Source organism: Stenotrophomonas sp. YJH_SMC_6, from assembly GCF_059371335.1.
Genome location: NZ_JCAFUM010000005.1, coordinates 267,241 through 292,503 on the forward strand (window position 1 = coordinate 267,241; position 25,263 = coordinate 292,503).

Sequence of the window (25,263 nt, forward strand, 5' to 3'; positions counted from 1 at the left end):
CTGTTGATGAAATCGCTGGTCCGTCTCGCTACCGCTGCACTGCTGCTTGCCGCGGCGGTATCCGTCCACGCTGCGCCGCTGCAGGGTGCGCGCCAGCTGATCGTGGTCACCAGCGAAAGCTGGGACAGCACACAGGGCCAGCTGCAGGCCTATGTGCGTGATGGCAAGGGCTGGCATGCACATGGAGAGGCGTTCCCGGTGGCACTGGGCCGCACCGGCAGCGCCTGGGGCCTGGGCCTGCACCCGGCGCAGGCCGATGGCCCGCAGAAGCAGGAAGGCGATGGCCGCAGCCCGGCAGGCGTGTTCGCGCTCGGCAGCGCGTTCGGCTATGCCGTCACCCGCCCCGGCACCGCCATGCCGTACCAGCCGATGCTCGACAGCAGCTACTGCATGGATGTGCCGGCGTCGCCGTTCTATAACCGCATCGTCGACGCGAAGAAGGTCGGCAAGGCAGCTGTGGAAGGCTCCACCGAGCCGATGCGGCTGGATCTGCACAACAAGGGCGACGTGCGTTACCAGGAGGGCTTCGTGATCGCCCACAACCCGGACAACCAGCCCGGCAAGGGCAGCTGCATCTTCGCCCATCTATGGCGCCAACCCGGTGAGGCCACGGCCGGCTGCACCGCCATGCCGCAGGCCCGCATGCAGGCCCTGCTGGACTGGTTGCGGCCGCAGGATGCGCCGCGCTTCGTGCTGCTGCCGCGCGCCGAGTACACGCGCCTGCAGGCCCAGTGGCAACTGCCCGCACTGCGTGGAGACGCCCGTTGAGCGCGCAGGACGAACCGCAGCTGCAGCGCGCGGTCAGCCGCTGGCAGATCGTCGGCCTGTCGATCAACGATGTGATCGGCAGCGGCATCTACCTGCTGCCGGCCGCCACCGTCGCCCTGCTCGGCCCCTTCAGCCTGTGGGGCGTGGTCGCCGCCGGTATCGTCGTGGCGCTGCTGGTGCTGTGCTACGCGCAGGCCGCCAGCTACTTCGACGAGCCCGGTGGCAGCTACCTGTATGCACGCGAGGCGTTCGGGCGCTTCGCCGGGTTCGAGATCGGCTGGATGATCTGGCTGACCCGCATCAGCTCGGCGGCCGCACTCAGCAACGCGCTGGCCGATGCCGTCGCGCGTTTCTGGCCGTGGGCCGGTGCCGGCATGGGGCGCATCGCGGTGATCGTGGTGTCGCTGGGCTTCCTGACCGGCGTCAACATCATCGGCGTGCGCTCGGCCGCGCGCACCGGCGTGGTGCTGGTGATCGGCAAGATGTTGCCGCTGCTGCTGTTTGTGGCCATCGGTGCGTTCTACATCGACCCGCAGCTGGCCTTCTCCGGCCAGCGCCCCGACCCGCACGACCTGCAGCGCATGGGCGAGGCCGCGTTGCTGCTGCTGTACGCCTACGCCGGCTTCGAGAACATCCCGGCCGCCGCCGGCGAGTACCGTAATCCGCGTCGCGATATTCCGTTCGCGCTGATCACCATGATCATCACCGTCACCGTCATCTACGGCGCGGTGCAGGTGGTGGCACAGGGCACGCTGGCCGGCCTGGCCAGCTCGGCCACGCCGCTGGCCGATGCCGCCGCCGGCTTCGGCGGCGAAGCACTGGCGCTGATCCTCACCGTAGGCGCGACCATCTCCATCCTCGGCACCAACAGCAACACGATGATGATGGGCCCACGCTTCCTGTTCGCACTGGCCCGCGATGGCTATGGGCCGAAGATCCTGGCGCAGGTGCATCCGCGCTTCCACACGCCGGCCGCGTCGATCCTGTGCCAAGGCCTGATCGCGCTGGGCCTGGCCCTGTCCGGTTCGTTCGTGCAGCTGGCCCTGCTGTCGATGACCACGCGCCTGTTCGCCTACATCGGAACGGCCGCTGCGGTACTGGTGCTGGCCAAGCGCTATGCGGACCGGCCGGGCGCACTGAAACTGCCGTGTGGCCCGCTGATTCCGGTACTCGCGCTGCTGCTGTGCCTGGCGCTGTTCGCCAGTGCCAGCTGGCAGAACATCGCTGCTGCGCTGGTGGCGTTCGCCATCGGCGCGGTGATCTACAAGCTGCCGCGAAAAGATGCCGACGCCGGATGACCGATAGCGCCGGGCCATGCCCGGCGGATTGATCTGGTGATCACGCTGCCGGACCGGGCCGTTAACCGCCACGCAGGCAGGATCAGGCTTCGTCCACAACGGAGCCTTCCATGACCGAGTACCAGATCCCCGGCCGCGTACCGGACGACAGCACGCCGCGCGATGCGGTCAGCAACTACTGGCGCGAACGCTACACCGCCGAACCGTACTACGACGACCAGCTGTTCTTCGAGGACTATGAACCGGCCTACCGCATCGGCCATGCCGCGCGTGCGCAGGACATGATCCGTGCCTACGAACAGGTCGAAGCTGAACTGGAGTCGCGCTGGGCCAGCGAGCGTGGCCGCAGCCGGCTGGAATGGGCGCAGGCACGCAATGCCGTGCGCCGTGGCTGGGAGGACGCGCAGCAAGCGGATCCGTTGTTGAAGCGATAGCGCCATGCTTTTGTCGGGCCGAGCCTACGCTCGGCTCGACTCAACAAACGCCGCAGGACAGCCGAGCATGGGCCCGGCTCTACACATTCACTCCTGTTCCGGCAGCGGCGGCGCGACCGCGCTGCGCTTGCTCTCACCGCCACCGGCGGCGATCAGGTCGCGGGTGTTCTTCTGCACCGCCACCGCGCCGAACAGCGACAGTGCATACGCCATGCCGTAGAAGCCCTTCTCGCTCGGTGCCAGCGTGGCATTCCACAGGCCAACCAGCAGCAGCATCAACGCCGACAGCAGTGCGAACCAGCACAGCGCGTAGTACAGGCCACTCACCGGAATGCCCTCGACGCGGTCACGCACGCTCTTCTGCAGCGACACCGCCGCGAACAGGCCGAACAGCAGCAGGGTCAGGTAGTAGCCCTTTTCGTTGAGCGCCATCGTGGCGTTGAACAGACCGATCAGGTAGGCCGCCGCACCCAGCAGCAGGGCCACCCATGAGGCGGCGATGAAGGCGGTGGAGGGCTTGTGGGGCATGGCAGTGTTCATTGCAGATCCTTGGCAGGCAGACGGGCACGCTTTGCCCGGGCGTGCCCACCCTAGACGATCCCGCCGCGCTCGCACAGGGGTCGCAGGACCTTCGGGCCACGACGCTCACGGCGCCAGTGGTATACAAGGGACAGCCCGGCCATCCGCATCCCCGCACTGGAGATACCCATGACCCGCACGCCCCTGCTGCTCGCCCTCGGCCTGGTGCCGATCCTTGCCACCTCCGCCTGCAATGCCGCCGACCCGGCCGCCAACGGCGCCAAGACCGCAGCGCCCGCAGCCTCCACCACTGCCGACCAGCGCCCATTCACCGCCACCGAAATCAGCCGGTTCGACCAGCCGTGGGCGATGACCTTCCTGCCGGACGGCAGCCTGCTGGTCACCGAAAAGCGCGGCAAGCTGCAGCACCTGGACCTGGCCAGCGGCCAGAAGCATGAGATCACCGGCGTTCCGAAGGTCGCTTACGGCGGCCAGGGCGGCTTCGGTGACGTGATCCTGCACCCGCAATTCGCGAGCAACCACGTGATCTACCTCAGCTATGCCGAGGAAGGCACGCTGGACACCCGCGGCGCTGCCGTGGCCCGTGCCACGCTGGCGCTGGATGCCAACGGTGCCGGCCAGCTGAAGGACCTGAAGGTGATCTGGCGACAGAGCCCGAAGGTGAGTGGTGAAGGCCACTACGGCCATCGCCTTGCTTTCGGCCCGGACGGCAAGCTGTGGATCAGCTCCAGCGAGCGCCAGAAGTTCGATCCGGCGCAGGACATGGGCGGCAACCTCGGCAAGATCATCCGCCTCAACGATGATGGCAGCCTGCCCGCCGACAACCCGTTCGCCTCGCAGGGCGGCGTGGCCGCGCAGGTGTGGTCACTGGGCCACCGCAACATCCTCGGCATGGCCTTCGATGCCAACGGCAAGCTGTGGGCACACGAGATGGGCCCGGCCGGCGGTGACGAACTGAACCTGATCGTGCGCGGCGCCAACTACGGCTACCCGATCGTTTCCAATGGTGACCATTACGACGGCCGGCCGATTCCCGACCACAGCACCCGCCCGGAATTCGCCGCGCCGAAGGTGACCTGGACGCCGGTGATCTCGCCGGCCGGCTTCGTGATCTACAGCGGCAACCTGTTCCCGCAGTGGAAGGGCAGCGGCTTCATCGGCGGCCTGTCCTCCACCTCGCTGGTGCGCGTGGCCTTCGACGGCGACAGCGCGCGCGAAGCCGAACGCTTCAACATGGGCGAGCGCATCCGCGAAGTGGAACAGGGCCCGGATGGCGCCCTGTGGCTGCTGGAAGACGGCAGCAAGGCGCGCCTGTTGAAGCTCACGCCGAAGACCTGAGGTAGTGCCGGCCGCTGGCCGGCACGTTTGTCCACAACGGCCCCGCACGCGGGGCCGTCTGCGTTCATTGGATGGTGATGACCTTCACCTCGGTCTTCGTGCAGGCCTGGTCCAGGCACTGCCCGTTCAACCACACCTGGCCGCTGCCGATCATCACGCCCTGCTGGTTGACGAACACCTTGCCGAAATCCTGCTCGGACACCGCCTTGACCACCGCCGGGGTGATGATCTTCTCGTAGTTGCGCTGGAACTCACCGGGGCCGGTGATCTTCTTTCCGCCACCGACGTTCAATGGAAAGCGCACTTCCTCGACCACCGCAGCGCGATCGCCGCCAACCACGGCGGCCTTGAACGCATTGAAGACCTTCTCGAACTGCGCCGCATCGCCAAGCAGCGTTTCGATGCGCGCGCGTGCGTCTTCGGCGGGCGCTTCCGCTGCGGGCGCGGCCGGTGCCGAAGCAGCGGGTTCAGTGGCAGACGCCGCAGGCGTTGCCGGGGCGCTGGCCTCCATCGGCGGCGGTGCATCCGCCGCAGGCTCGGCCGGGGGTGCCGCCGGCTGCGAGCAGGCGGCCAGCATCAGGGCGGGAATCAGACAAGCCATCCGGCGCATGCGCGCACTCCATCGAAACAGGGGGAGCCCGATGGTAGCGCCGCCGCGGTGAGGACAACAAAAAGGGGACGGAGGGGATTAAGTCGTCAGAGGCACAAACGACTTAATCCCCTCCGTCCCCTTTTTCTTCGATCAGGCCTTCAGCAGCTCGAACTGCACGGCTTCGCCGGCCGCCGAGGACGCGCAGACCCACAGGTCGAAGTGGCCCGGTTCGGCACGCAGCACGCCGTCGCGGCCGGTGAAGGCCAGTTGCTCGCGGGTGAGGGTGAACACCACGTCGGTCGACTCGCCTGGCTGCAGTGCCACCTTGCGGAAGTCCTTCAGTTCACGCACCGGACGCACGCGGCTGGCCACGCGGTCGTGGATGTACAGCTGCACCACTTCCTCGCCGGCCACGTCGCCGCTGTTGGTCAGCGTGGTGGTGATGGTCAGGGTGTCGTCCCAGCCGAGCTGCGCCGCACTCAGCTGCGGCACGCCGTAGGCGAAGGTGGTGTAGCCGATGCCGTGGCCGAACGGGTACAGCGGCTCGTTCGGGATCTCGCGCCAGCGAGCCTTGAACTCCGACATGGTCGGCAGTTCCGGGCGGCCGGTGCGCGGGTGGTTGTAGAAGTACGGCTGCTGGCCGGACACCTGCGGGAAGCTGACCGGCAGGCGGCCGGACGGGCTGTAGTCGCCGAACAGCACATCAGCCACGGCATGGCCGGTCTGCGTGCCCAGGTACCAGGTGACCGCCACCGCGTGCGCGTTGCGCACCGCGCCCTGCAATGCCAGCGCACGGCCGTTGCGCAGCAGCACCACCAGCGGCTTGCCGGTCATCGCCACCGCCTCGGCCAGTGCCTGCTGTGCCGGCGGCAGGGTGATCTCCACGCGCGACTGCGCTTCACCGCTGTAGCGCTGCGGTTCGCCCAGCGCCAGCACCACCACGTCGGCGCGCAGCGCGGCAGCCACCGCTGCTTCGGTGCCGCCCGGAATGGCAGTTTCCAGTTCGCAGCCCGGCACGATCTCCAGCAGCGCTTCATCGCCGATGGCGGCGCGCACGCCGGTTTCCAGGTCCACGTAACGCTGCTTGTCGCCGAACAGGGTCCAGCAGCCTTCAATGTTCTCGCGGTCCTGCACGAACGGGCCGATCAGCGCGATCTTCTGCCCGGTCTTCTGCAGCGGCAGCACGTTGTCACGGTTGTTCAGCAGCACGATCGAACGGCGCGCGGCATCGCGCGACAGTTCGTCATGCGCGGCGAGGTACGAGGTATCGGCTTCGCGCGCCGGGTCCAGCGAACGGTACGGGTCGTCGAACAGGCCGATGGTTTCCTTCAGCCACAGGATGCGGCGCACGCCCTCATCCAGCACCGCCATCGGCACCTCGCCGCTCTCGACCAGGCCCGGCAGGTGCTCGGCGTAGAAGCCGCTCTGCATGCTCAGGTCCAGGCCGGCGGTGAACGCCTTGGCGGTGGCATCGCGGTCGTCGGCGGCATAGCCGTGCGCGACCAGTTCCATATCGGCGGTGTAGTCGGAGATCACCACGCCCGGGAACTTCCATTCACCGCGCAGGATGTCGGTCAGCAGTTCGGCGTTGGCACTGGCCGGCACGCCATTGATGTCGTTGAACGAGGACATCACGGTGATCGCGCCGGCGTCGAAGGCGGCCTTGAACGGTGGCAGGTGCACGTCGCGCAGGGTCTGCGGCGAGATGTCCACCATGTTGTATTCCATGCCGGCCATCACCGCGCCATAGGCGGCGAAGTGCTTCGGCGTGGCCAGCAGCGAATCGGCGGCGCGCAGGTCGCTGCCCTGGAAGCCGCGCACGCGGGCGGCGGCAAAGGCACAGCCCAGCACCACGTCCTCACCGGCACCTTCGGCGCCACGGCCCCAGCGCTGGTCGCGGGCGATGTCCACGGCCGGGGCATAGGTCCAGTGCAGGCCGGCAGCGGTGGCCTCGATGGCGGTGGCGCGCGCGGTGCGCTCGGCCAGCGCCGGCTCGAAGCTGGCGGCCTCGCCCAGCGGAATCGGGAACACGGTGCGCATGCCGTGGATGACGTCGGCCGCCAGGATCACCGGGATGCCCAGACGGCTCTCTTCGGTGGCGACCTGCTGGATCCGGCGGCCCAGTTCGGCGCCCACACCATTGAACAGCGAGCCGACCTTGCCCTCGCGCACCTGCTGCAGCACCTGGTCGGCATTGCGCACGTTGGCTTCCGGGTTCACGTCCGGGGCGAACGGGCGGACCATGTCCGCGAAGACACCCAGCTGGCCGACCTTTTCCTCGACGGTCATCTGGGCAATGAGGGATTCGATGCGATCGGAGGCCACCGGCAGTCCTTGATGAAAACGTTTACAAGCCCGGCATTCTAGCGATCCCGGACGATTTGGCGAGGGGTTTGTTCATTCAGTTTCAGCCACCAGCGGGGTCCGTATGGCCCCGCCGGGGGCACCGCAGCTTACTCCGAGCCGGCCAACTGGCGCTGCCCGGCCATCAACATGGCGTCGCTGGAGGCCTGGAACACCCGCAGGCCGAAGGCCGGCAGGATCGCCAGCAGGTGGTCGAAAATGTCCGACTGCACCGCCTCGTACTCACCCCAGGCGGTGCTGCGGGTGAAGCAGTACAGCTCCAGCGGCAGGCCTTCGGTGGTCGGCTGCAGCTGGCGTACCAGCAGGGTCATGTCGGTATGGATGCCCGGGTGGCTGCGCAGGTAGCGCTCCACATAGGCCCGGAAGGTACCCAGGTTGGTCACCCGGCGGCTGTTGACCTCGGCCACGCCCTGCTCGCGCAGGCGCCCGTTCCACTGCCCCAGTTCCTGTTCCTTGTCGCGCAGGTAGTCGCGCAGCAGCGCGAATTCACCGAGGAAGGCCAGGTCGCCCTCATCCAGGAAGCCGACGCTGTGCTGGTCCAGGTACAGCGCGCGCTTGATCCGGCGCCCACCCGCCTCCTGCATGCCGCGCCAGTTCTTGAACGACTCGGTCACCAGCTTCTTGGTGGGGATGGTGGTGATGGTCTTGTCGAAGTTCTGCACGGTGATGGTATGCAGGGCGATGTCGATCACATCACCGTCGGCGTTCTGGCTGGGCATCTCGATCCAGTCACCGATGCGCACGCGACCATCGCCACTGATCTGTACGCTGGCCACCAGCGACAGGATGGTGTCCTGGAAGATCAGCATCAGCACTGCGGTGGCGGCGCCGAGACCGGTGACCAGATAGCGGAGGTCGACGCCGGCCAGGGTGGCAACGATCGACAGGCCGGCGATCACGAAGATAACGATCTTGGCGACCTGCAGGTACCCCTTGATCGGCTTGTTGCGTGCCTCGGGGCGGCGCTCGTAGAGATCATTGGCCGCATCCAGCGCATGCGAGATGGCCAGCACCACGGTCAGGATCGCCCACGCCTGGCAGGCGCCGATGATGAAACTCACCAGCCCCGGCGGCAGGTCCGGCACGATGCGGATGCCCGAGGCGATCACCTGGCTGGGCACCACATTGGACAGACGCGAGATCACCCGCATCAGGTGGCTGCCGCGGCCGGTATCAGCGCCCGGCAGGCGGCTGAGCAGGCGTCGCAGCCCGCGCAGCAGGATGCGCTTGGTCACCCAGTTGGCCAGGCCAGCGGCGATCAGCAGCGCCGAGATCATCAACGCCAGGTAGGCGCCAGGATAGGGTTCCAGTGTGTTCTGCAGCCGTTCCAGCCACTGTACCGCCACCACCGCGTCCACCATCGGTTGTCTCCTGTCTGTTTCGTTGTTGCCAAGGTTGCCGGCCAGCGGCCGGCACTACCGGGGTTGCTGGCCAATGGCCGGCGCGACCGGGTCAGTCCCGCGTGCGTTCGATGATCACGCCCACCGCGCGCGCGCCGCGCACCGCGCCCGGCTTGCTCAGCTTCAGGCGCAGCCACTTCACATCGAATTCGTCCAGCACGATCTGCGCGCAACGTTCGGCCAGGGTCTCGACCAGGCCGAACTCCGACTCGCGCACGAACTGTTCCAGGCGCTTGCTCACCGCCTTGTAGTTCAGGGTGTGGGCGATGTCATCGGTGGCTGCGGGGCGACGGTTGTCGAAGCCCATTTCCAGGTCGAACACCAGGTCCTGGCGGATCCGTCGTTCCCAATCGTAGATGCCGATCAGGGCGTCGATCGTCAGCCCCTCGATGAAAACCTTGTCCATTGCGGTTACCAGCCGAATACAGACGGCCATGGTACCGGCACGGCGGTGAGCCTGCCCGGAACGGGCGGCGGGCCACCGGCGTGGGGCGGCCCGGAAAAAACAAAGGGCCCTGCTAGCGGGGCCCTTTGGTACTACCGTTTGTCCCCGGGGGGAGCTGAAATCCAGCCGCGAGTCCCGGTGGCGCAGGCACGCAGATTAGGCAAGGACCAGATCGCCGGTCAAGGCCAAATCCGACAGGACAGGTCAGGTATTCGTCCGAGGCAAAACGCAGAAAATCAGCCGCGCGGACAAGGACGTTCCCTGATGGTCGCCGCCGCCCACTCTCGCGAACATCGATTCCTCCTTCACCACCGCACATGACGATGGCTCCATACGATGTACTGCGGCGCGCGTTGTCAGCGGAGCGTCTGTCTACTTACGAGAGAATCGCATCGAGCTGCAGCCCCGACGTCACAGCCGAATCCCTGTACCTGTGGAACATGCGGATGTGCAGTGCACTGATGATGCCGGTCCATCTGTGCGAAGTGGTCACCCGCAACGCCGCTGCAGCTGTGCTCGCCAGGCAGCATGGCCCGCGTTGGCCTGGAATAATGCCTTCCGACGGAGGCTGCCAACCTCATCCAGTACTTCTCCGCGCACGGTACTGGAACAACTTGCCAGCCGCGTAACCGATACACCTGGGATCGTCGCCAACCTGCCGATGGTGTTCTGGCAGCAACTCTTTACCTGTCGCTTCGACTCCACGCTTTGGATACCCGCACTCAGCAGGGTTCTGCAGCATGCTCCCTCTGCACATCCCAGTGCCGTCAGGAAAGCCATCCATGCGGATATCGGACGCATCCGCCACCTGCGCAACCGCATCGCCCATCACGAGCCCATCCTCGAGCGCGACATCGGCGCCGACCTGGCCGCGATCGGGCGGCTGATCCATGCCCGCTGCCCGCACACGCTGGGCTGGCTGCAGCGCCATGAGCGGGCGACAACCGTGCTGGCGGCGTCGCCGTTGGCAGTGCATCGGTAATGCGTCCGCCGGCCGTGGCCCGACGCTACCGGTTCACACCGCCGGCAGGGTCGCCATGTCCCAGCGCGGGGTCACATCCACTTTCGGCGGGCTGTGCTGGCCAGCCTGCAGGCGCAGCGCGCCGGCGAAGGCGATCATCGCGCCGTTGTCGGTGCACAGTGCCGGCCGCGGGAAGCAGGCGCGGCCGCCGAGGCGCTCGGCCATCTGCTGCAGGCGGGCGCGCAGGCGCTTGTTGGCGCCGACGCCGCCGGCCACCACGATCACGTTGGTCCCCGCCGCTTCCAGCGCGCGCTCGCACTTGATCGACAGGGTCTCGACCACCGCATCTTCAAAGCCCCGGGCGATGTCGGCACGGGTCTGCTCGCTCTGGTCGCTGTCGCGCCAGGCCATCAGGACCTGGGTCTTCAGGCCGGAGAAGCTGAAATCCAGCCCCGGGCGGTCGGTCATCGGCCGCGCGAAGCGGTACGCGCCCGGCGTGCCCTGCTCGGCCAGCCTGGCCAGCTGCGGGCCGCCCGGGTACGGCAGCCCCATCAGCTTGGCGGTCTTGTCGAAGGCCTCGCCGGCCGCATCATCCAGGGTTTCGCCCAGCAGGCGGTACTGGCCGATCGCATCCACCGCCACCAGCTGGGTATGGCCACCGGACACCAGCAGTGCCACGAACGGCGCTTCCGGCGGGTCGTCTTCCATCAGCGGGGCCAGCAGGTGGCCTTCCATATGGTGTACGCCCACGGCTGGTACCTCCAGCGCCCAGGCCAGCGAACGCGCCACGCCCGCGCCCACCAGCAGCGCGCCGACCAGGCCGGGACCGGCCGTATAAGCCACGCCATCGATATCGCCTACCCCCAGACCGGCTTCGGCCAGGGTCTGGCGCACCAGCGGCAGCAGCTTGCGGACGTGGTCGCGGCTGGCCAGCTCTGGCACCACACCCCCGTATTCGGCGTGCAGGGCGATCTGGCTGTAGACCGCATGGGCGCGCAGGGCCGCGCTGCCGGACAGGCCGGTGTCATACACCGCCACGCCGGTCTCATCACAGGAAGATTCGATGCCAAGGACTCGCATGCCTGCTATTATGACGCCCCTGCCGCCCCCTCGGGGGATGTGCAGATCTCACTGCTTTCGAACTTCCGGCCCGTATTCAGGGTTGGCCGCTTGCAGTTTGTCTATTCGCCGCTATAATGTGCGGCTCGCCGGGCGTGACCCGGTTCTACTGTGTCCCGGAGATTCCATGCCCAGCGTCAAAGTCCGCGAGAACGAGCCCTTCGAGTTTGCTCTTCGCCGCTTCAAGCGCACTTGCGAAAAGGCCGGTGTGCTGGCCGAAACCCGCAAGCGCGAGTTCTACGAAAAGCCGACCCAGGAGCGCAAGCGCAAGGCCGCCGCTGCTGTGAAGCGTCAGCTGCGCCGCTCGTCGCGCGACGTCACCAAGCGTCAGCGCCTGTACTGATCGGACGCATCTTCATTGCGGCGGGCCTGCCTGTCGCGATGGAGCCGAAGCCGGCACGCGCGAGCGTCGCCGGCTTTTTGCGTTTCCGGGTTCGGGCATCCGCCCCGCCCCACCTACCACCACGAGGTTCCTCATGAGCATGAAGCAGCAGCTCACCGAAGACATGAAGGCCGCCATGAAGGCGGGCGAGAAGCACAAGCTGGGCGTGATCCGCCTGATCAATGCCGCCATCAAGCAGCGCGAAGTGGACGAGCGCATCGAACTGGACGACACCGCCGTGATCGCCGTGCTCGACAAGATGGTCAAGCAGCGCAAGGACTCGGTCAGCCAGTACGAAGCCGCCAACCGCGAAGACCTGGCCGAGATCGAGCGCGCCGAGATCGTGGTCATCGAAGCCTACCTGCCGGCCAAGATGGGCGAAGCCGAGATCGTGGCCGCCATCCAGGCCGCCATCGCCGAAACCGGCGCCTCCGGCCCGGCCGACATGGGCAAGCTGATGGGCGCACTGAAGCCCAAGCTCGCCGGCCAGGCCGACATGGGCCTGGTTTCCAAGCTGGTCAAGCAGCTGCTGGCGTAATCCAGCACTTGCGGTCGGATCCCTTCCGCGACACGGAAGGGCTCTGACCCCATTGATGCACCCGCTTCACCGCACCTTCGTCGGTCGCCTGCTACAACCGCACACATGGTTGAACCCGAGCCCAACGTTCCCGTGTCACTGCGCAAGTACATCAAGCGCCTGCAGGACAGCTTCCCGATGGCGGTGGCCAAGCGCTTCGTCGACGTCGACGTGCTGACCCAGGCAGCTTCCGTCTCCTTCTACGCCCTGCTGTCGATGGCACCGTTGCTGGTGCTGCTGCTGTGGCTGACCGCCTCACTGTACCCACCGGCCCAGCAGGCACTGATCGACCAGATCAGCTCGGTGGCCGGCAGCAGCGCGGCCACCGTGGCCGAAACCGTTCTGAAGAACGCCGACAACCAGCCGGATGTCGGCTCGCTGGCGGGCGTGTGGAGCACGCTGCTGCTGTTCGTCGGCGCCACCGCCGTGTTCGCCCAGCTGCAGAACGCACTGAACCTGATCTTCCGCACCAGCGGCGAGCGCCTGGAAGGCCTCAAGGCCTGGCTGCGCAAGCGCGTGTTCTCGTTCGGCGTGGTGCTGGCGCTGGGCTTCCTGCTGATCCTGTCGATGACCGCCACCACGGTGCTGCAGGTGGCCTTCGCGCAACTGCCCTCGATCCTGCCCGCGCTGGGGTACGTCACGAGCCTGCTGCTGTACGCAGTCGGCTTCGCCTTCATGTACCACTACCTGCCCGACCGTCGCGTGGCGTGGCGCCAGGCCTTCATCGGCGGCGTCATCACCTCGGCACTGTTCGCACTGGGCCGCTACGGCATCGGCGTCTACATCGCCACCGTGGCCCCCGGCAGTGCCTACGGCTCGATGGGCGCGCTGGTGATCTCGCTGGTCTGGATCTACTACGCCACCGTCGTGTTCTTCGTTGGCGCCCTGATGACGGCGGTGATCGATGAGCGCCTGCGCGCGCGTCATCACCTGGCCGCAGCCGGCATTGATCCGGCAACCGCCAGCCAGGTGCCCGACAGGGGGTAAACTAGGCCGACCGCCCCCGGTTCCGTCGCGTGGTCCTGCACCGCGCCCTGCCCTGTTGCCCATGGCCCGTATCCCCGACGCTTTCATCGACGACCTGCTCGCCCGCACCGACATCGTCGAGGTGGTGGGCAGCCGCGTGCCGTTGAAGCGCCAGGGCAAGGAGTACGCCGCCCGCTGCCCGTTCCATGACGAGCGCTCGGCGTCGTTCACGGTCTCGCCCACCAAGCAGTTCTATCACTGTTTCGGCTGCGGCGCGCACGGCACCGCGATCAGCTTCCTGATGAACTACGACCGCCTCGAGTTCCTCGACGCGGTGGATGAGCTGGCCAAGCGCGCGGGCATGGAAGTACCGCGCAACGAGAACCCGCGCAGCCCCCAGCAGCAGGACGACAGCCGCGAGCTGTATTCGGCACTGGATGCCGCCGCCCGGTTCTTCCAGAAGAACCTGGAAAGCAGCGACAAGGCACGCAGTTACCTCGATGGGCGTGGCGTGGACGAAGAGAACCGCGCGCGCTTCCAGATCGGCTACGCCCCGGACGGGTACAGCGGCCTGCGCGATGCGCTGGGCAAGGACGAGCGGCGCATGAAGCTGCTCGACCGTGCCGGCCTGTTCTCCAAGAACGATCGCGGCCATGTCTACGACAAGTTCCGCGACCGGGTGATGTTCCCGATCTTCGATCGTCGCGGCCGGGTGATCGCCTTCGGCGGCCGCGTGTTCGAGAAGGACGACGGCCCCAAGTACCTCAACTCGCCCGAGACCGCGCTGTTCCACAAGGGCCGGGAGCTGTACGGCCTGTGGCAGGTGCGCCAGGCCAACCAGAAGATCGAGCGGTTGATCGTGGTCGAGGGCTACATGGACGTGGTCTCGCTGTTCCAGTTCGGTGTCACCCAGGCGGTGGCAACACTGGGTACCGCAACCACGCCGGACCATGCCGAGCTGCTGTTCCGCAACGCGCCGGACGTGTTCTTCTGCTTCGACGGCGACGCCGCCGGCCGCCGCGCCGGCTGGAAGGCGCTGGAGTCGGTGCTGCCGCGCATGAAGGACGGCCGCCAGGCCTTCTTCCTGTTCCTGCCCGATGGCGAAGACCCGGACACCATCGTGCGCAAGGAAGGCGCCGAGGCCTTCAACGAGCGCCTGAAGCAGGCCACGCCGCTGTCGCAGTTCTTCTTCGATGAACTGACCCGCGAGATCAACCTGGGCACGCTGGACGGCAAGGCGCGCCTGGCCGAACGCGCAAAGCCGATGCTGGCGCAGATTCCCGACGGTGCCTTCGGCGACCTGATGAAGCAGCAGCTGGCGCAGCTGACCGGGCTCGGCGGCAACGCCCAGGCTGCACGCACGCCGATGCCGCAACGCCAGCCTTCGCGCACGATCCAGCCAGTGGCCAGGCGCAGCCTGGTGCGCGGCGCGATCGCCGTGCTGCTGCAGCAGCCGTCGCTGGCGCTGACCCTGGGCGGCAAGCATCACTTCCAGGGCCTTCGCCTGCCCGGTGTGGAACTGCTGTTGGAGCTGCTGGGGCTGGTCGAACAGCGCCCGGACATCAGCACCGGCGCCCTGCTGGAACACTTCGACGGCCGCGAGGAACAGGCCTCGCTGCATACATTGGCCGCACAGACGCTGCCCGGCACCGAAGCCAGCTGGACCCAGGAACTGCACGACGCCGTGGCACAGCTGGAGAAACAGCTGCTGGTGCAACGTCTGGAGGAGTTGTTGGCAAAGCAGCGCCAGCAGGGCCTGGACGATACTGACAAATACGAACTGCGCGAGCTGCTCAAGGCCCGCGCCGGGCTGCGCCTGTAGCAGCAGAACGTTTCACGGAGAGGACCATGCTGCTGCGCCTGACCTGCCTGCTGTTGTTGTCGCTCTGCCTGCCGCTGGCGGCCCTGGCCGAAGACACGCCCCTCAACGAAGTCCGCCCCGGCCTGTATGCCGGTGGCCAGCCCAGCGCCGCACAGCTGCAGGCCCTGGCCGCGCAGGGCGTACGCACGGTGATCGACCTGCGCCAGCCAGGCGAGGACCGTAGTTTCGATGAAACCCGCGTCGCCGAATCGCTGGGCCTGCGCTATGTGCGCATTCCGGTGGCCGGCGCCGAGGGGCTCGATGCCGCCAACATCCGCGCCGTGCACCAGGCCCTGCAGCAGAGCCAGGGGCCGGTGCTGCTGCACTGCGCCTCCGGCAACCGCGCCGGTGCCGTGCTCGGCCTGGTCAATGCCCGCTATGAGCATGCCAGCCCGGAGCAGGCGCTTCAGCTCGGCCAGCGCGCCGGCCTGAAGTCGCTGGAAGCCGCCACCCGCCAGCGCCTGGCCACACCGGTCACCTCGCCCTGAACCACCCTCCGCACCAAGGACTCTGCCCACCATGACCCGCTGGTGGTCGCGCCTGCGACCGGACAACTTCACCCTCGCCCTGCTGTGCACCGTCGGCCTGGCCTCGCTGCTGCCGATGAAGGGCGCCGCCGCCATCGTGCTCGACGATGTCACCACCGTCGCCATCGCCGCGCTGTTCTTCCTGCATGGCGCGCGCCTGCCGCGCGAGTCGATCATCGGCGGCATGCTGCACTGGCGGCTGCACCTGACCATCCTGGCCTGCACCTTCCTCCTGTTCCCGCTGCTGGGGCTGATGTTCAAGCCACTGTCGGGCTGGCTGCTGACTCCGGAGCTGTACCTGGGCGTGCTGTTCCTGTGCACCCTGCCGTCCACCGTGCAGTCGTCCATCGCGTTCACCTCGATGGCCCGCGGCAACGTGCCGGCAGCGGTGTGCAGCGCCTCGCTGTCGAGCATCCTCGGCGTGTTCCTGACCCCACTGCTGCTGACCGCGCTGGCCGGCACCTCCGGCGGCGTGCATGACCCACTGCACGCGATCGGCGGCATCATGCTGCAGCTGCTGGTGCCGTTCGTGGCCGGCCACCTGCTGCGGCCGTGGATTGCCGGCTGGGTTGAGAAGCAGCGCGCGCTGCTGCGCTACACCGACCAGGGCACGATCCTGCTGGTGGTGTATTCGGCGTTCGGCGAAGCGGTGACCGAAGGGTTGTGGAGCAAGACACCGCTGCTCTCGTTGCTGGCCGTGGCCGTGGTGGCTGCCGTGCTGCTCGGCATCGCCATGCCGCTGATCACCTTCATCGCCCGCCGGCTGCGCTTCAACCGCGAGGACGAGATCGCCATCGTGTTCTGCGGCTCGAAGAAGAGCCTGGCCACCGGCGTGCCGATCGCCAAGGTGCTGTTCGCCGGCGGCAGCCTCGGCGCGATCGTGCTGCCGGTGATGATCTACCACCAGATCCAGCTGATCGTCTGCGGTGTGATCGCGCAGCGGTATGCGCGGCGCAAGCCCTGACCATCCGGGGAATGATCCACGCATGGCGTGGATCTACTGTGGAGCCGAGCCCATGCTTGGCTGATGCCTGTGATCCGACGTAGATCCACGCCATGCGTGGATGCACCAGCCCCTCACAACCAGGGCAGGATCCAGTGGTCCACCAGCAGGAAGGCGAACAGCGCCATCAGGTACACGATGGAGTAATAGAACATCTTCATCGAGAACAATTCGTCCGGCGGGTTGAGCATGCGCCAGGCATACCAGAGGAACACCGCGTTGAGCACGATCGCGCCGCCCAGGTAGAACGCACCGCTCATGCCCACCAGGTACGGCAGCAGGCAGACCAGCGCCAGCACCACCGAATACGCCATGATCTGCTTGCGGGTATGCACCACGCCGTGGGTCACCGGCAGCATCGGGATCTCCGCCTTGGCGTAGTCCTCGCGGCGGAAGATCGCCAGCGCCCAAAAGTGCGGCGGGGTCCAGATGAAGATGATCAGCACCAGCAGCGACGAGTACGCCCAGTCCGACGAGCCCTGCATGCCGGTCACTGCGGCCCAGCCCAGCATCGGCGGCATCGCGCCGGCCAGGCCGCCGATGACGATGTTCTGCGAGGTCGCACGCTTGAGGTACACGGTGTAGATCACCGCGTAGCCGATCAGCGAGGCGAAGGTCAGCACGGCGGTGATCAGGTTCACCCACAGCACCAGGATGGTCATCGACAGCACGATCAGCACGCCGGCAAACACCAGCACCTGCCATGGTTTGACCTTGCCCACCACCAGCGGACGCCACGAGGTGCGCGCCATCTGCGCATCGATGTGCGCATCCAGCAACTGGTTGATGGCGGCGGCAGCCGAAGCAGCCAGCCAGATGCCGAGGAAACCGAGCACGCCGGCGCGCACCTGCTCCCAGCTCGGCACGCCCGGAATGGCCAGGACCATGCCGACCAGGGCGGTGAAGACGATCAGGGCAACGACCTTGGGCTTGGTCAGGTCCCAGTACTGGCGGTAATTGGAAAACATGGAGTCAGTCCGGGGCGCGCAGGCGGGCCAGCAGGCTGACCAGCACGAACAACAGGGCAACGGCCACGCCGTTGTGGGCCACCGCCACTTCCAGCGGCAGCGCCAGCTTCACGTTGAGGATGCCGAGGGTGACCTGCAGCACCAGCAGCGCGATCAGCGCGCTGGCCCAGCCACGCATGCTCGGCAAGCGGAACAGGCGCACGCCCAGCCACAGCAGGTAGACGGCCACCACCACCGCGAACAGCCGGTGCGCCATCTGGATGGCGATACGCGAGGCGCCATCCAGCACGCCGCCTTCGTAATCCACGCCGATGCCGCGCCACAGGGTGAAGCCTTCGACGAAGTTGTGCTGCGGCCACCACTGGTTGGCACAGCGCGGGAAGTTGTCCAGCGAGGCGCTGCCGCCGCCGCAGGCCAGCGCCGCGTAGTTGGCACTGACCCAGCCGCCCAATGCGATCTGGGTGACCAGCACCGCCACGCCGATGCGCAGCACCCACTTCAGCTTCGGTGCTTCGGCCAGGGTGATCGGCATGTGCGTGGCGCGCCAGGCCATCCAGACCAGCAGCGCGAACATCAGCATGCCGCCCAGCAGGTGCCCCATCACCACGATGGGCTTGAGCAGCAGGGTCACCGTCCACATGCCCAGCAGGGCCTGGAAGATCACCACGGCCAGGGTCAGCAGTGCAGCGCGCGCCAGGTCGATGTTGCTCCAGCGCAGCGCCGCGATCAGCAGGATCGCCTCGCCGATCAGAGCCAAGGTACTGGCGGTGCCATGCCAGCCCATCATGTACAGCGGTATGCCCGCGGCCACCAGCACGCAGGCGGTCACCACCGCCGTGCTTCCGAATCGCCGCTTGCGCGTGGCCAGCAGCGCCAGGGTCAGGATCTCGATGCCCAGTGCGCCGGCCAGGAAGCGGTGCACCTGTTCACGCCAGGCCTTGTGGGTCTCCAGCGGGCGGATCTCCGCCGCCGGGTGGCCGATGGTCTCTTCCACGTGCTGCGGCCAGGTGGCCTGGCCATAGCAGGTCGGCCAGTCCGGGCAGCTCAGGCCGGCATCGGACAGGCGCACGAACGCGCCGAACATGATCGTGCTCGCGGTCATGATCATGGCGAACCACGCCAGGCGGTGGAAATTGCGGTGCAGCGCCGGACGCGCGGAAAGGCTCATCAAACGGGACTCACTTCAGTTTCAGCAACGTGGCCATGTCCTTGCGCAGGCCACCGAGGTCGGTGCCCGGGGCATGACGCATGATCACGAAGCCGTTCGGATCGATCACGTAGACCGGCAGGCCAGCCGGATCGTCGACGCCGGGCAGGGCCGCGCGCAGTGCTGGCGACGGAGCCAGCGGCCGCAGCGCGGGCAGCGAGGCGATCGACGCCGGTGGCGTTCCCAGCCACAGGATTTCGACATTATCGGCGTTATGGCCGAACAGCTGCCACACCTTGCCCAGTCCCTGCGACAAAGTGACGCACTGCGCGTCGCAGGCACCGGCCGGTGGTGCCACCAGCAGGCGCCAGGTACGGGCTTCGGGGTTCCACGGGTACGGCTGGCCGTTGGCCAGGGTCGGCGCCTGCTGGCGCAGGTCCACCGGCGGCTTCAGCAGCTGGCCGGCATTGCGGTGCCCGGTGGGCTGCCAGCCAGAGAAGCGCAGCACGGCGGCCAGCGCCATCGCCCCGAAGAACACGGCAAACAGCAGCACCAGGGTCCGGCGGCCGGAGCCGCGCGCCTGCGGGGACGTAGCAGTGTTCATGCGGGGCATTTTCTCATGGTTGGGTGAGGGATGCGGGTGTGACGCCGCGGTAGTGCCGGCCGCTGGCCGGCATCCAGGAATGCGGGGGTTGCCGGCCAGCGGCCTGCACTACCGGGCAGCACGTCGCCTGCGCCACTCCAGTACCAGCGCGACCACCAGCACGGTCAGGGCCAGGCCGAACCACTGCACGGCGTAGCCCAGGTGGCGTTGCGGCGGCAGCGTGTTCGGCAGCAGGTCCAGGTCGCGTTCGTCGCCAAATGGCAGCGCCGGGTCCAGCCGCAGGACGCGATCGGGCAATGCCGGCAGGCCAAGCGCCGCCGCCAGGCCCTCGGCGGGCAAGCGGCTGGCCAGCCAACGCCCGGCCTCATCGGTAGCGGAGAACGCCGGGCCCAGGGCCAGCCCCGCCGACGGCGGCGGCGCCAGCAGGCCACGCACCGCCACCGGCGAAGGCGGTGCCGGCAGCTCCGGCAGGGTGCGATCGGGCGGCAGCGCGCGCCAGCCCAGATCGACCAGCAGCACGCTGCCCTCGTCACTGTGGAACGGGCGATAGATCTTCACGCCCGCGCGGCCGTGCCGGGTCTGGTTGTCCAGCAGCACCACGCCGGGCAGGAAACGGCCGTGGTCGGCCACGCCGTGCAAGGCGCCAGGTGCAACCAGGGCCTGCGCCAGTGGCAGCGCCTGTGCCACAGCTGGACCTTGTGCATCCAACATTGCCTGTTTGGCATGCATGCGCTGCAGCTGCCACAGCCCCAATGCGGTGAAACCAACCATTGCCAGCACCGCCAGCAGCCATCCGATCACGCGCGTGTGCTGGCGCATCATGACAAGTCCGCGCAAACGCGGTCAGATAGGCGCATCCACCCTGCCCTCGAGCCGCGCATGAGTGATTCGCTGAAGACCCTGCTGGTAATCGCGTTTCTGATCGTCATCGTCTGGAATCTGGGCGCCGGCCTGTATTACCTGCTGGTCGACCGCGGCCAGACCAAGCGCACGGTCAACGCACTGACGCGCCGCATCGCGGTGTCGGTTGCGTTGATCCTGCTGGTGATCGTGAGCATCTACATGGGCTGGATCAAACCGCACGGCATCGGCGGCTGAGGCCACCGATGCGTGCGCGGTCAAAGCACGTAGACGAACATGAAGAGCATCAGCCACACCACGTCGACGAAGTGCCAGTACCACGCGGCCGCTTCAAAACCGAAATGGTTGTCGCGGGTGAAGTGTCCCTTGGCCGAACGCAGCCACATCACGATCAGCATGATCGTGCCCAGCAGCACGTGCGCGCCGTGGAAGCCGGTCAGCATGAAGAACATTGAACCGTAGATGCCCGAGCCGAGCGTCAGGTTCAGTTCCTTGTAGGCGTGGATGTACTCCTCCGCCTGCAGGGTGAGGAAGCCCAGGCCAAGCACCACGGTCAGGCCCAGCCAGATCAGCAGCTGGCGGCGGTTGCCGGCCTTCAGCGCGTGGTGGGCAATGGTCAAGGTCACGCCGGAGGTCAGCAGGATCAGCGTATTGATCAGCGGCAGGCCCCAGGCCGGGATGGTCTGGAACGCGCCACCGATCGCCGCCGGCCCGTTGGTCGGCCAACCTGCCGAATAGCCCTGCCAGAGCAGCTCGTTGGTCATCACCCCGCGGCCTTCGCCGCTCAGCCACGACAGGCCCAGGTTGCGGGTGTAGAACAGCGCGCCAAAGAAGGCGCCGAAGAACATCACTTCGGAGAAGATGAACCAGATCATCCCCATCCGGAACGAGCCATCGACCTGGTGGTTGTAGTTGCCCGCCTGCGACTCGCGCACCACGTCGCTGAACCACCAGAACAACGTCAGCACCAGCATCGCGATGCCAATGTAGAAGGTCCAGCGTCCCCAGCTGGCATCGTTGAGCCAGCTGGCCACGCCCACCATGGTCACCATCATCGCGATGGAACCCACGAACGGCCATTTGCTCTGGGCCGGGACGAAGTACACGTTGGCGTCGGTCGGTGTATGGGCCATGTCGGTATCCGGGTCAGGGTGCGGCGTGCGCGCCTTCCGAGGTGGCGGCCGGGGCCAGCCGATCGGACAGCGCGTCGTTGCGATAGAAGGTGTAGGACAAGGTGATCGTCTTGATCTCCGGCGGCAGGTCCGGATCGACGATGAAACGCACCGGCATGTCGCGCTTCTCGCCAGCCTGCAGCGTCTGCGCGGTGAAACAGAAACATTCGGTCTTGCTGAAGAAGCCAGACGCACGCGCCGGCGCCACCGAAGGCACCGCACTGCCGACCACCGCCTGCTGGCTGTCGTTGCGGGCGAAGTACAGCGCTTCGTTGAGTTCGCCGGGCACCACGTCCATGGTCAACTGCTCGGGATGGAACGACCAGGGCAGGCGCGAATTGACGCCGCCATCGAATTCCACGCGCACGGTGCGCTTGCCGGTGGCGGCGCCTGCACTGGCTTCGCCACCGGGGCCGCGTTCCAGGCGCACACCGAACACCTTCTCGCAGGCGATGCGGTACAGCGGCACCAGCGAGAACGTGAGCAGGAACACCGCCACCGCCACACCGATCAGGCGCGGCAGCCCCGCACTGCGTGACGGTGTGCTGGCTGGCGCCTCGCTCATCGGCCGATCACCCCGCTGAGGATGAAGCCGACGTAGACCAGCACGGCGATGGCGCCGACCCACATCGCCGTGCGCCTGGCGCGCTGGCGTTGCTGTTCGATGCCGTGGCGTTGGGCTTCGGTCTGGCTTTGGCTTTGGCTTTGGCTTTGGTAGAGCCGACTGTTAGTCGGCTGCACTTCGCGAGTCGACTGACAGTCGACTCTACCGATCGGCAGCGGGCTCTCGTTATGCATGCCCCACCTCAATGCGTGATGTCGTCATGCGCCAGATCTCCCGGACGGATGGTCGGCGGCGTGGTGAAGGTGTGCGCCGGTGCCGGCGACGGCAGCGTCCATTCCAGGCCACGCGCGCCTTCCCAGCTGCGCGCTTCGGCCTTTTCGCCATTGCGCAGCGAGGACAGCAGGATCGCGGCCATCATGAACGGCGTGACGAACATGCCGAACGCACCGATCGAGCTGATCAGGTTCCAGTCGGCAAACGCCACGCTGTAATCGGGAATGCGGCGCGGCATGCCGGCCAGGCCGAGGAAGTGCTGCGGGAAGAACAGCAGGTTCACGAACACGATCGACCACCAGAAGTGCACCTTGGCCCACTTCTCGCTGTACATGCGCCCGGTCCACTTCGGCCACCAGTAGTACACCGCGGCGATCAGCGCGAACACCGCGCCGGTCACCAGCACGTAGTGGAAGTGGGCCACCACGAAATAGGTGTCGTGGTACTGGAAGTCCGCCGCCACGATCGCCAGCATCAGGCCGGAGAAGCCGCCGATGGTGAACAGGATGACGAAGGCCACCGACCACAGCATCGGCGCCTCGAACGTGAGCGAACCGCGCCACATCGTGCTGACCCAGTTGAACACCTTCACGCCGGTCGGGATCGAGATCAGCATGGTGGCGAACATGAAGTAGATCTCGCCACCCAGCGGCATGCCCACGGTGAACATGTGGTGGGCCCAGACGATGAACGACAGGAACGCGATCGCGGCGGTGGCATACACCATCGCCTGGTAGCCGAACAGCGGCTTGCGGCTGAAGGTCGGGATGATCTCGCTGACCACGCCGAACGCGGGCAGGATCATGATGTAGACCTCGGGATGCCCGAAGAACCAGAAGATGTGCTGGTACATCACCGGGTCACCGCCACCGGCGGCGTTGAAGAAGCTGGTGCCGAAGAACTTGTCGGTCAGCAGCATGGTCACAGCGCCGGCCAGCACCGGCATCACCGCGATCAGCAGGAACGCGGTGATCAGCCAGGCCCAGCAGAAGATCGGCATCTTCAGCAGGTCGATGCCCGGCGCGCGCATGTTGAGCACGGTGGCGATGATGTTGATCGCGCCCATGATCGAACTGATGCCGGCCACATGGATGGCGAACACGCTGAAGGCGACGTTGTAGCCACCCTGCAGCGACAGCGGCGGGTACAGGGTCCAGCCACCGGCCGGTGCACCACCGGGCAGGAACAGGGTCAGCAGCAGCAGGCTGAAGGCCACCGGCAGCAGCCAGAACGACCAGTTGTTCATGCGCGGCAGCGCCATGTCCGGCGCGCCGATCTGCAGCGGGATCATCCAGTTGGCCAGGCCGACGAAGGCCGGCATCACACCGCCGAAGATCATCACCAGCGCATGCACGGTGGTCATCTGGTTGAAGAACTCGGGCTTGACGAACTGCAGGCCCGGCTGCGCCAGCTCGGCGCGGATCACCACGCTCATCGCCGCACCGATGATGAACATGATGAAGCTGAAACCCAGGTACAGCGTGCCGATGTCCTTGTGGTTGGTCGAGAAGAACCAACGCTCGAAGAAGCTCTGGTGGTGATGGTGATCGTCGTGCCCAACTGCCGAGTGCGCCATTGCAAAACACCTCTCAGAATCGGTTGTCACCACGGCCGCGAGCGGCCGCGGGCTTTACATCACGCGCCGCTGGCTGCGGTGGCAGGTGCGCTGCCGGCTTCGGCGGCCGCCGGTGCTGCCGGTGCTTCGCTCGCAGGTGCAGCCGGTTCTGCAGGTGCCGCAGGGGAAGCGGGCTCGGCCGGCGGTGCAGGCTTGCGCTGCGCCAGCCACTGCTTGAAGTCTTCCTTGGACACCGCCTCGACCACGATCGGCATGAAGCCATGGTCCTTGCCGCACAGCTCGGCGCACTGCCCGCGGTACACACCGGGCTGCTCGATGCTGGTCCAGGCTTCATTGATGAAACCGGGGATGGCGTCCTGCTTCCAGCCCAGCGCCGGCACCCACCAGGCGTGGATCACGTCGTCGGAAGTGATGACGAAACGCACCTTCGTATCGACCGGCAGCACCAGGCGGTTGTCGACATCCAGCAGGTAGTGCGGATGGCTTTCGCGGGTCGGCACGATGCCGCTCTGCCGCACCCGGTCGGACTCGCGGTCCAGGCGGCTGGTGAAGGTGACGTTCTCGCCCAGGTATTCGTACTTCCACATCCACTGGTAGCCGGTGACCTTCACCGTCATCTCGGCATCGCGGGTGTCGTACATCTTGATCAGGTTGGCCGTGGCCGGCCATGCCATCACGATCAGGATGATCACCGGGATCACTGTCCAGATGATCTCGGCCTTGGTGTTGTGGCTGAAGGTGGCCGCGACCGCGCCCTTGGATTTGCGGAACTTGAAGATGGCGTAGGCCATCGCCCCGAACACGATGACGCCGATCACCGTGCAGATGATCAACGACAGGTTGTTCGATTCCCAGGCCAGGCGCGAGGTCTGGGTCACCCCCTTGCCCATGTTCAGCTGCCACGGCTTCGGATCGGCCGCCTGGGCCCAGGCCAACGCCGGCATCAGTCCCCCGGTCGCCAGCATCGCGGCGACCGCGTTCACGCACTTCGTGCCCCACCTGCTGCTTTGCTTCATTGCCTAGACCCTTAGCGTCGTCGGTTGCCGCCATCGCTGGCGGCGAGCAAGCTTTCAAGTGTCTCTGCGAGCGTCTGACGTTCGGCCGGCGCGAGGAAACTCCCCACCTCCACCTGCCGGCCGCTGGATGCCAGCCGGACCCTCTCATCGTCGGTGAGCAGGCGCACCCAGTGGGGATGGGCCCGGAACACCGGCGATCCACCGGGTACGGGGATGACCTCCACGTACGCCGGCACTACCCGGATCTCCTCCTGCCGTTCACCGCTGCGCCACAAGGCACGCAGCGCGGCCGCCAGCACCAGGCTGTACAGCAGCGCGAACAGGGGGGCGAATGCATTGCCGGCCAACCACCCGAGGGCGGACACCAGCCACATCGCACCCGACAACACGGTGAACAACAGGATGAACTGCCGGGCATCGAGCGCCCGTGGGGGACGCAGCCGCAGCTGCGTACCTGACCCATCCGGAGCTGGAAGCACCTCGATCATGTCGCAACCGCGTTCCTG

General features: G+C 66.9%; 27 protein-coding genes and 1 pseudogene. 12 read left to right on the forward strand and 16 right to left on the reverse strand.

Annotated elements, in window-relative coordinates:
• Positions 1–6 precede the first annotated feature (6 nt).
• The 3 genes from AC5P9N_RS07710 to AC5P9N_RS07720 all read left to right on the forward strand — a co-directional run bounded on the left by AC5P9N_RS07710 (position 7) and on the right by AC5P9N_RS07720 (position 2,500).
• Complete coding sequence (locus AC5P9N_RS07710) at positions 7–768, forward strand: L,D-transpeptidase family protein (RefSeq protein ID WP_043035505.1); 762 nt, start codon at positions 7–9, stop codon at positions 766–768.
• The gene (locus AC5P9N_RS07715; protein WP_049459315.1) at positions 765–2,066 is read left to right on the forward strand and encodes an APC family permease; all 1,302 of its coding nucleotides are present in this window, start codon (positions 765–767) and stop codon (positions 2,064–2,066) included. Before AC5P9N_RS07710 ends, AC5P9N_RS07715 begins: the two co-directional genes overlap by 4 nt.
• A gap of 110 nt (positions 2,067–2,176) precedes the next feature.
• On the forward strand, positions 2,177–2,500 hold the full coding sequence (locus AC5P9N_RS07720; RefSeq protein ID WP_005412038.1) for a hypothetical protein: 324 nt from the start codon (positions 2,177–2,179) through the stop codon (positions 2,498–2,500).
• An 87-nt stretch (positions 2,501–2,587) separates the two neighbouring features.
• Here the strand turns inward: AC5P9N_RS07720 and yiaA are convergent, their stop codons facing one another.
• A complete protein-coding gene (gene yiaA, locus AC5P9N_RS07725; protein ID WP_012478947.1) occupies positions 2,588–3,040 on the reverse strand; it encodes an inner membrane protein YiaA in 453 nt (150 codons plus the stop codon).
• A 168-nt stretch (positions 3,041–3,208) separates the two neighbouring features.
• Here yiaA and AC5P9N_RS07730 point away from each other — a divergent pair, with 168 nt between their 5' ends.
• Complete coding sequence (locus tag AC5P9N_RS07730) at positions 3,209–4,378, forward strand: PQQ-dependent sugar dehydrogenase (protein WP_049459314.1); 1,170 nt, start codon at positions 3,209–3,211, stop codon at positions 4,376–4,378.
• A 64-nt stretch (positions 4,379–4,442) separates the two neighbouring features.
• Here the strand turns inward: AC5P9N_RS07730 and AC5P9N_RS07735 are convergent, their stop codons facing one another.
• The 4 genes from AC5P9N_RS07735 to folB all read right to left on the reverse strand — a co-directional run bounded on the left by AC5P9N_RS07735 (position 4,443) and on the right by folB (position 9,140).
• Positions 4,443–4,988 (reverse strand): hypothetical protein, encoded by a 546-nt coding sequence (locus tag AC5P9N_RS07735; protein ID WP_005407810.1) that lies wholly within the window; start codon positions 4,986–4,988, stop codon positions 4,443–4,445.
• 132 nt (positions 4,989–5,120) lie between these two features.
• A complete protein-coding gene (locus AC5P9N_RS07740; RefSeq protein WP_076739837.1) occupies positions 5,121–7,295 on the reverse strand; it encodes a glycoside hydrolase family 3 N-terminal domain-containing protein in 2,175 nt (724 codons plus the stop codon).
• 128 nt (positions 7,296–7,423) lie between these two features.
• Positions 7,424–8,695, reverse strand: a complete 1,272-nt coding sequence (locus AC5P9N_RS07745) for a mechanosensitive ion channel family protein (protein ID WP_099485053.1) — start codon at positions 8,693–8,695, stop codon at positions 7,424–7,426.
• Between the two features lie 91 nt (positions 8,696–8,786).
• Positions 8,787–9,140 carry a dihydroneopterin aldolase gene (folB, locus tag AC5P9N_RS07750; RefSeq protein WP_005407807.1) on the reverse strand — a complete coding sequence of 118 codons (354 nt, stop codon included), beginning with the start codon at positions 9,138–9,140 and terminating at the stop codon, positions 8,787–8,789.
• A gap of 356 nt (positions 9,141–9,496) precedes the next feature.
• Between folB and AC5P9N_RS07755 the strand changes: the two are divergent.
• Positions 9,497–10,161: pseudogene (locus tag AC5P9N_RS07755) on the forward strand (hypothetical protein).
• Between the two features lie 33 nt (positions 10,162–10,194).
• On the opposite strand, the gene tsaD reads toward AC5P9N_RS07755, so the two are convergent.
• The gene (tsaD, locus tag AC5P9N_RS07760) at positions 10,195–11,220 is read right to left on the reverse strand and encodes a tRNA (adenosine(37)-N6)-threonylcarbamoyltransferase complex transferase subunit TsaD (protein ID WP_032966370.1); all 1,026 of its coding nucleotides are present in this window, start codon (positions 11,218–11,220) and stop codon (positions 10,195–10,197) included.
• Between the two features lie 166 nt (positions 11,221–11,386).
• On the opposite strand from tsaD, the gene rpsU reads away from it, so the two are divergent.
• The 6 genes from rpsU to AC5P9N_RS07790 all read left to right on the forward strand — a co-directional run bounded on the left by rpsU (position 11,387) and on the right by AC5P9N_RS07790 (position 16,536).
• Positions 11,387–11,602 carry a 30S ribosomal protein S21 gene (gene rpsU / locus AC5P9N_RS07765; RefSeq protein WP_002808376.1) on the forward strand — a complete coding sequence of 72 codons (216 nt, stop codon included), beginning with the start codon at positions 11,387–11,389 and terminating at the stop codon, positions 11,600–11,602.
• 133 nt (positions 11,603–11,735) lie between these two features.
• Positions 11,736–12,179, forward strand: coding sequence for a GatB/YqeY domain-containing protein (locus tag AC5P9N_RS07770; RefSeq protein ID WP_005412032.1), 444 nt, complete (start codon positions 11,736–11,738; stop codon positions 12,177–12,179).
• A 105-nt stretch (positions 12,180–12,284) separates the two neighbouring features.
• A complete protein-coding gene (locus AC5P9N_RS07775) occupies positions 12,285–13,205 on the forward strand; it encodes a YihY/virulence factor BrkB family protein (RefSeq protein ID WP_012478940.1) in 921 nt (306 codons plus the stop codon).
• Between the two features lie 61 nt (positions 13,206–13,266).
• Positions 13,267–15,006, forward strand: coding sequence for a DNA primase (gene dnaG, locus AC5P9N_RS07780; protein ID WP_005407802.1), 1,740 nt, complete (start codon positions 13,267–13,269; stop codon positions 15,004–15,006).
• A 26-nt stretch (positions 15,007–15,032) separates the two neighbouring features.
• On the forward strand, positions 15,033–15,533 hold the full coding sequence (locus tag AC5P9N_RS07785; protein WP_099485055.1) for a protein tyrosine phosphatase family protein: 501 nt from the start codon (positions 15,033–15,035) through the stop codon (positions 15,531–15,533).
• Between the two features lie 31 nt (positions 15,534–15,564).
• Positions 15,565–16,536 (forward strand): bile acid:sodium symporter family protein, encoded by a 972-nt coding sequence (locus tag AC5P9N_RS07790; RefSeq protein ID WP_005407800.1) that lies wholly within the window; start codon positions 15,565–15,567, stop codon positions 16,534–16,536.
• 113 nt (positions 16,537–16,649) lie between these two features.
• Here the strand turns inward: AC5P9N_RS07790 and cyoE are convergent, their stop codons facing one another.
• From cyoE to AC5P9N_RS07810, 4 genes are all read right to left on the reverse strand, one after another.
• Positions 16,650–17,543: a heme o synthase gene (gene cyoE, locus AC5P9N_RS07795; protein ID WP_005412028.1), complete on the reverse strand. Its 894-nt coding sequence runs from the start codon at positions 17,541–17,543 to the stop codon at positions 16,650–16,652.
• 4 nt (positions 17,544–17,547) lie between these two features.
• Positions 17,548–18,711 (reverse strand): COX15/CtaA family protein, encoded by a 1,164-nt coding sequence (locus AC5P9N_RS07800; RefSeq protein WP_005407797.1) that lies wholly within the window; start codon positions 18,709–18,711, stop codon positions 17,548–17,550.
• 10 nt (positions 18,712–18,721) lie between these two features.
• Positions 18,722–19,294: a redox-active disulfide-containing membrane protein gene (locus AC5P9N_RS07805; RefSeq protein ID WP_099485056.1), complete on the reverse strand. Its 573-nt coding sequence runs from the start codon at positions 19,292–19,294 to the stop codon at positions 18,722–18,724.
• 108 nt (positions 19,295–19,402) lie between these two features.
• Complete coding sequence (locus AC5P9N_RS07810) at positions 19,403–20,116, reverse strand: SURF1 family protein (protein WP_099485057.1); 714 nt, start codon at positions 20,114–20,116, stop codon at positions 19,403–19,405.
• 57 nt (positions 20,117–20,173) lie between these two features.
• On the opposite strand from AC5P9N_RS07810, the gene AC5P9N_RS07815 reads away from it, so the two are divergent.
• Positions 20,174–20,392, forward strand: coding sequence for a twin transmembrane helix small protein (locus AC5P9N_RS07815; protein WP_005412025.1), 219 nt, complete (start codon positions 20,174–20,176; stop codon positions 20,390–20,392).
• A gap of 20 nt (positions 20,393–20,412) precedes the next feature.
• On the opposite strand, the gene AC5P9N_RS07820 is transcribed toward AC5P9N_RS07815, so the two are convergent.
• The 6 genes from AC5P9N_RS07820 to AC5P9N_RS07845 are packed head-to-tail and all read right to left on the reverse strand — an operon-like array spanning position 20,413 to position 25,245.
• Positions 20,413–21,288, reverse strand: a complete 876-nt coding sequence (locus AC5P9N_RS07820; RefSeq protein ID WP_099485058.1) for a cytochrome c oxidase subunit 3 — start codon at positions 21,286–21,288, stop codon at positions 20,413–20,415.
• Positions 21,289–21,301: 13 nt separating this feature from the next.
• On the reverse strand, positions 21,302–21,892 hold the full coding sequence (locus AC5P9N_RS07825) for a cytochrome c oxidase assembly protein (RefSeq protein WP_005412023.1): 591 nt from the start codon (positions 21,890–21,892) through the stop codon (positions 21,302–21,304).
• On the reverse strand, positions 21,889–22,125 hold the full coding sequence (locus tag AC5P9N_RS07830; RefSeq protein WP_033835837.1) for a hypothetical protein: 237 nt from the start codon (positions 22,123–22,125) through the stop codon (positions 21,889–21,891). The genes AC5P9N_RS07825 and AC5P9N_RS07830 overlap by 4 nt, the downstream gene beginning before the upstream one ends.
• A gap of 8 nt (positions 22,126–22,133) precedes the next feature.
• A complete protein-coding gene (ctaD, locus tag AC5P9N_RS07835) occupies positions 22,134–23,741 on the reverse strand; it encodes a cytochrome c oxidase subunit I (protein ID WP_005407790.1) in 1,608 nt (535 codons plus the stop codon).
• 59 nt (positions 23,742–23,800) lie between these two features.
• Positions 23,801–24,757: a cytochrome c oxidase subunit II gene (gene coxB / locus AC5P9N_RS07840; RefSeq protein ID WP_099485059.1), complete on the reverse strand. Its 957-nt coding sequence runs from the start codon at positions 24,755–24,757 to the stop codon at positions 23,801–23,803.
• Positions 24,758–24,768: 11 nt separating this feature from the next.
• On the reverse strand, positions 24,769–25,245 hold the full coding sequence (locus tag AC5P9N_RS07845) for a DUF2244 domain-containing protein (RefSeq protein ID WP_005412020.1): 477 nt from the start codon (positions 25,243–25,245) through the stop codon (positions 24,769–24,771).
• Positions 25,246–25,263 lie beyond the last annotated feature (18 nt).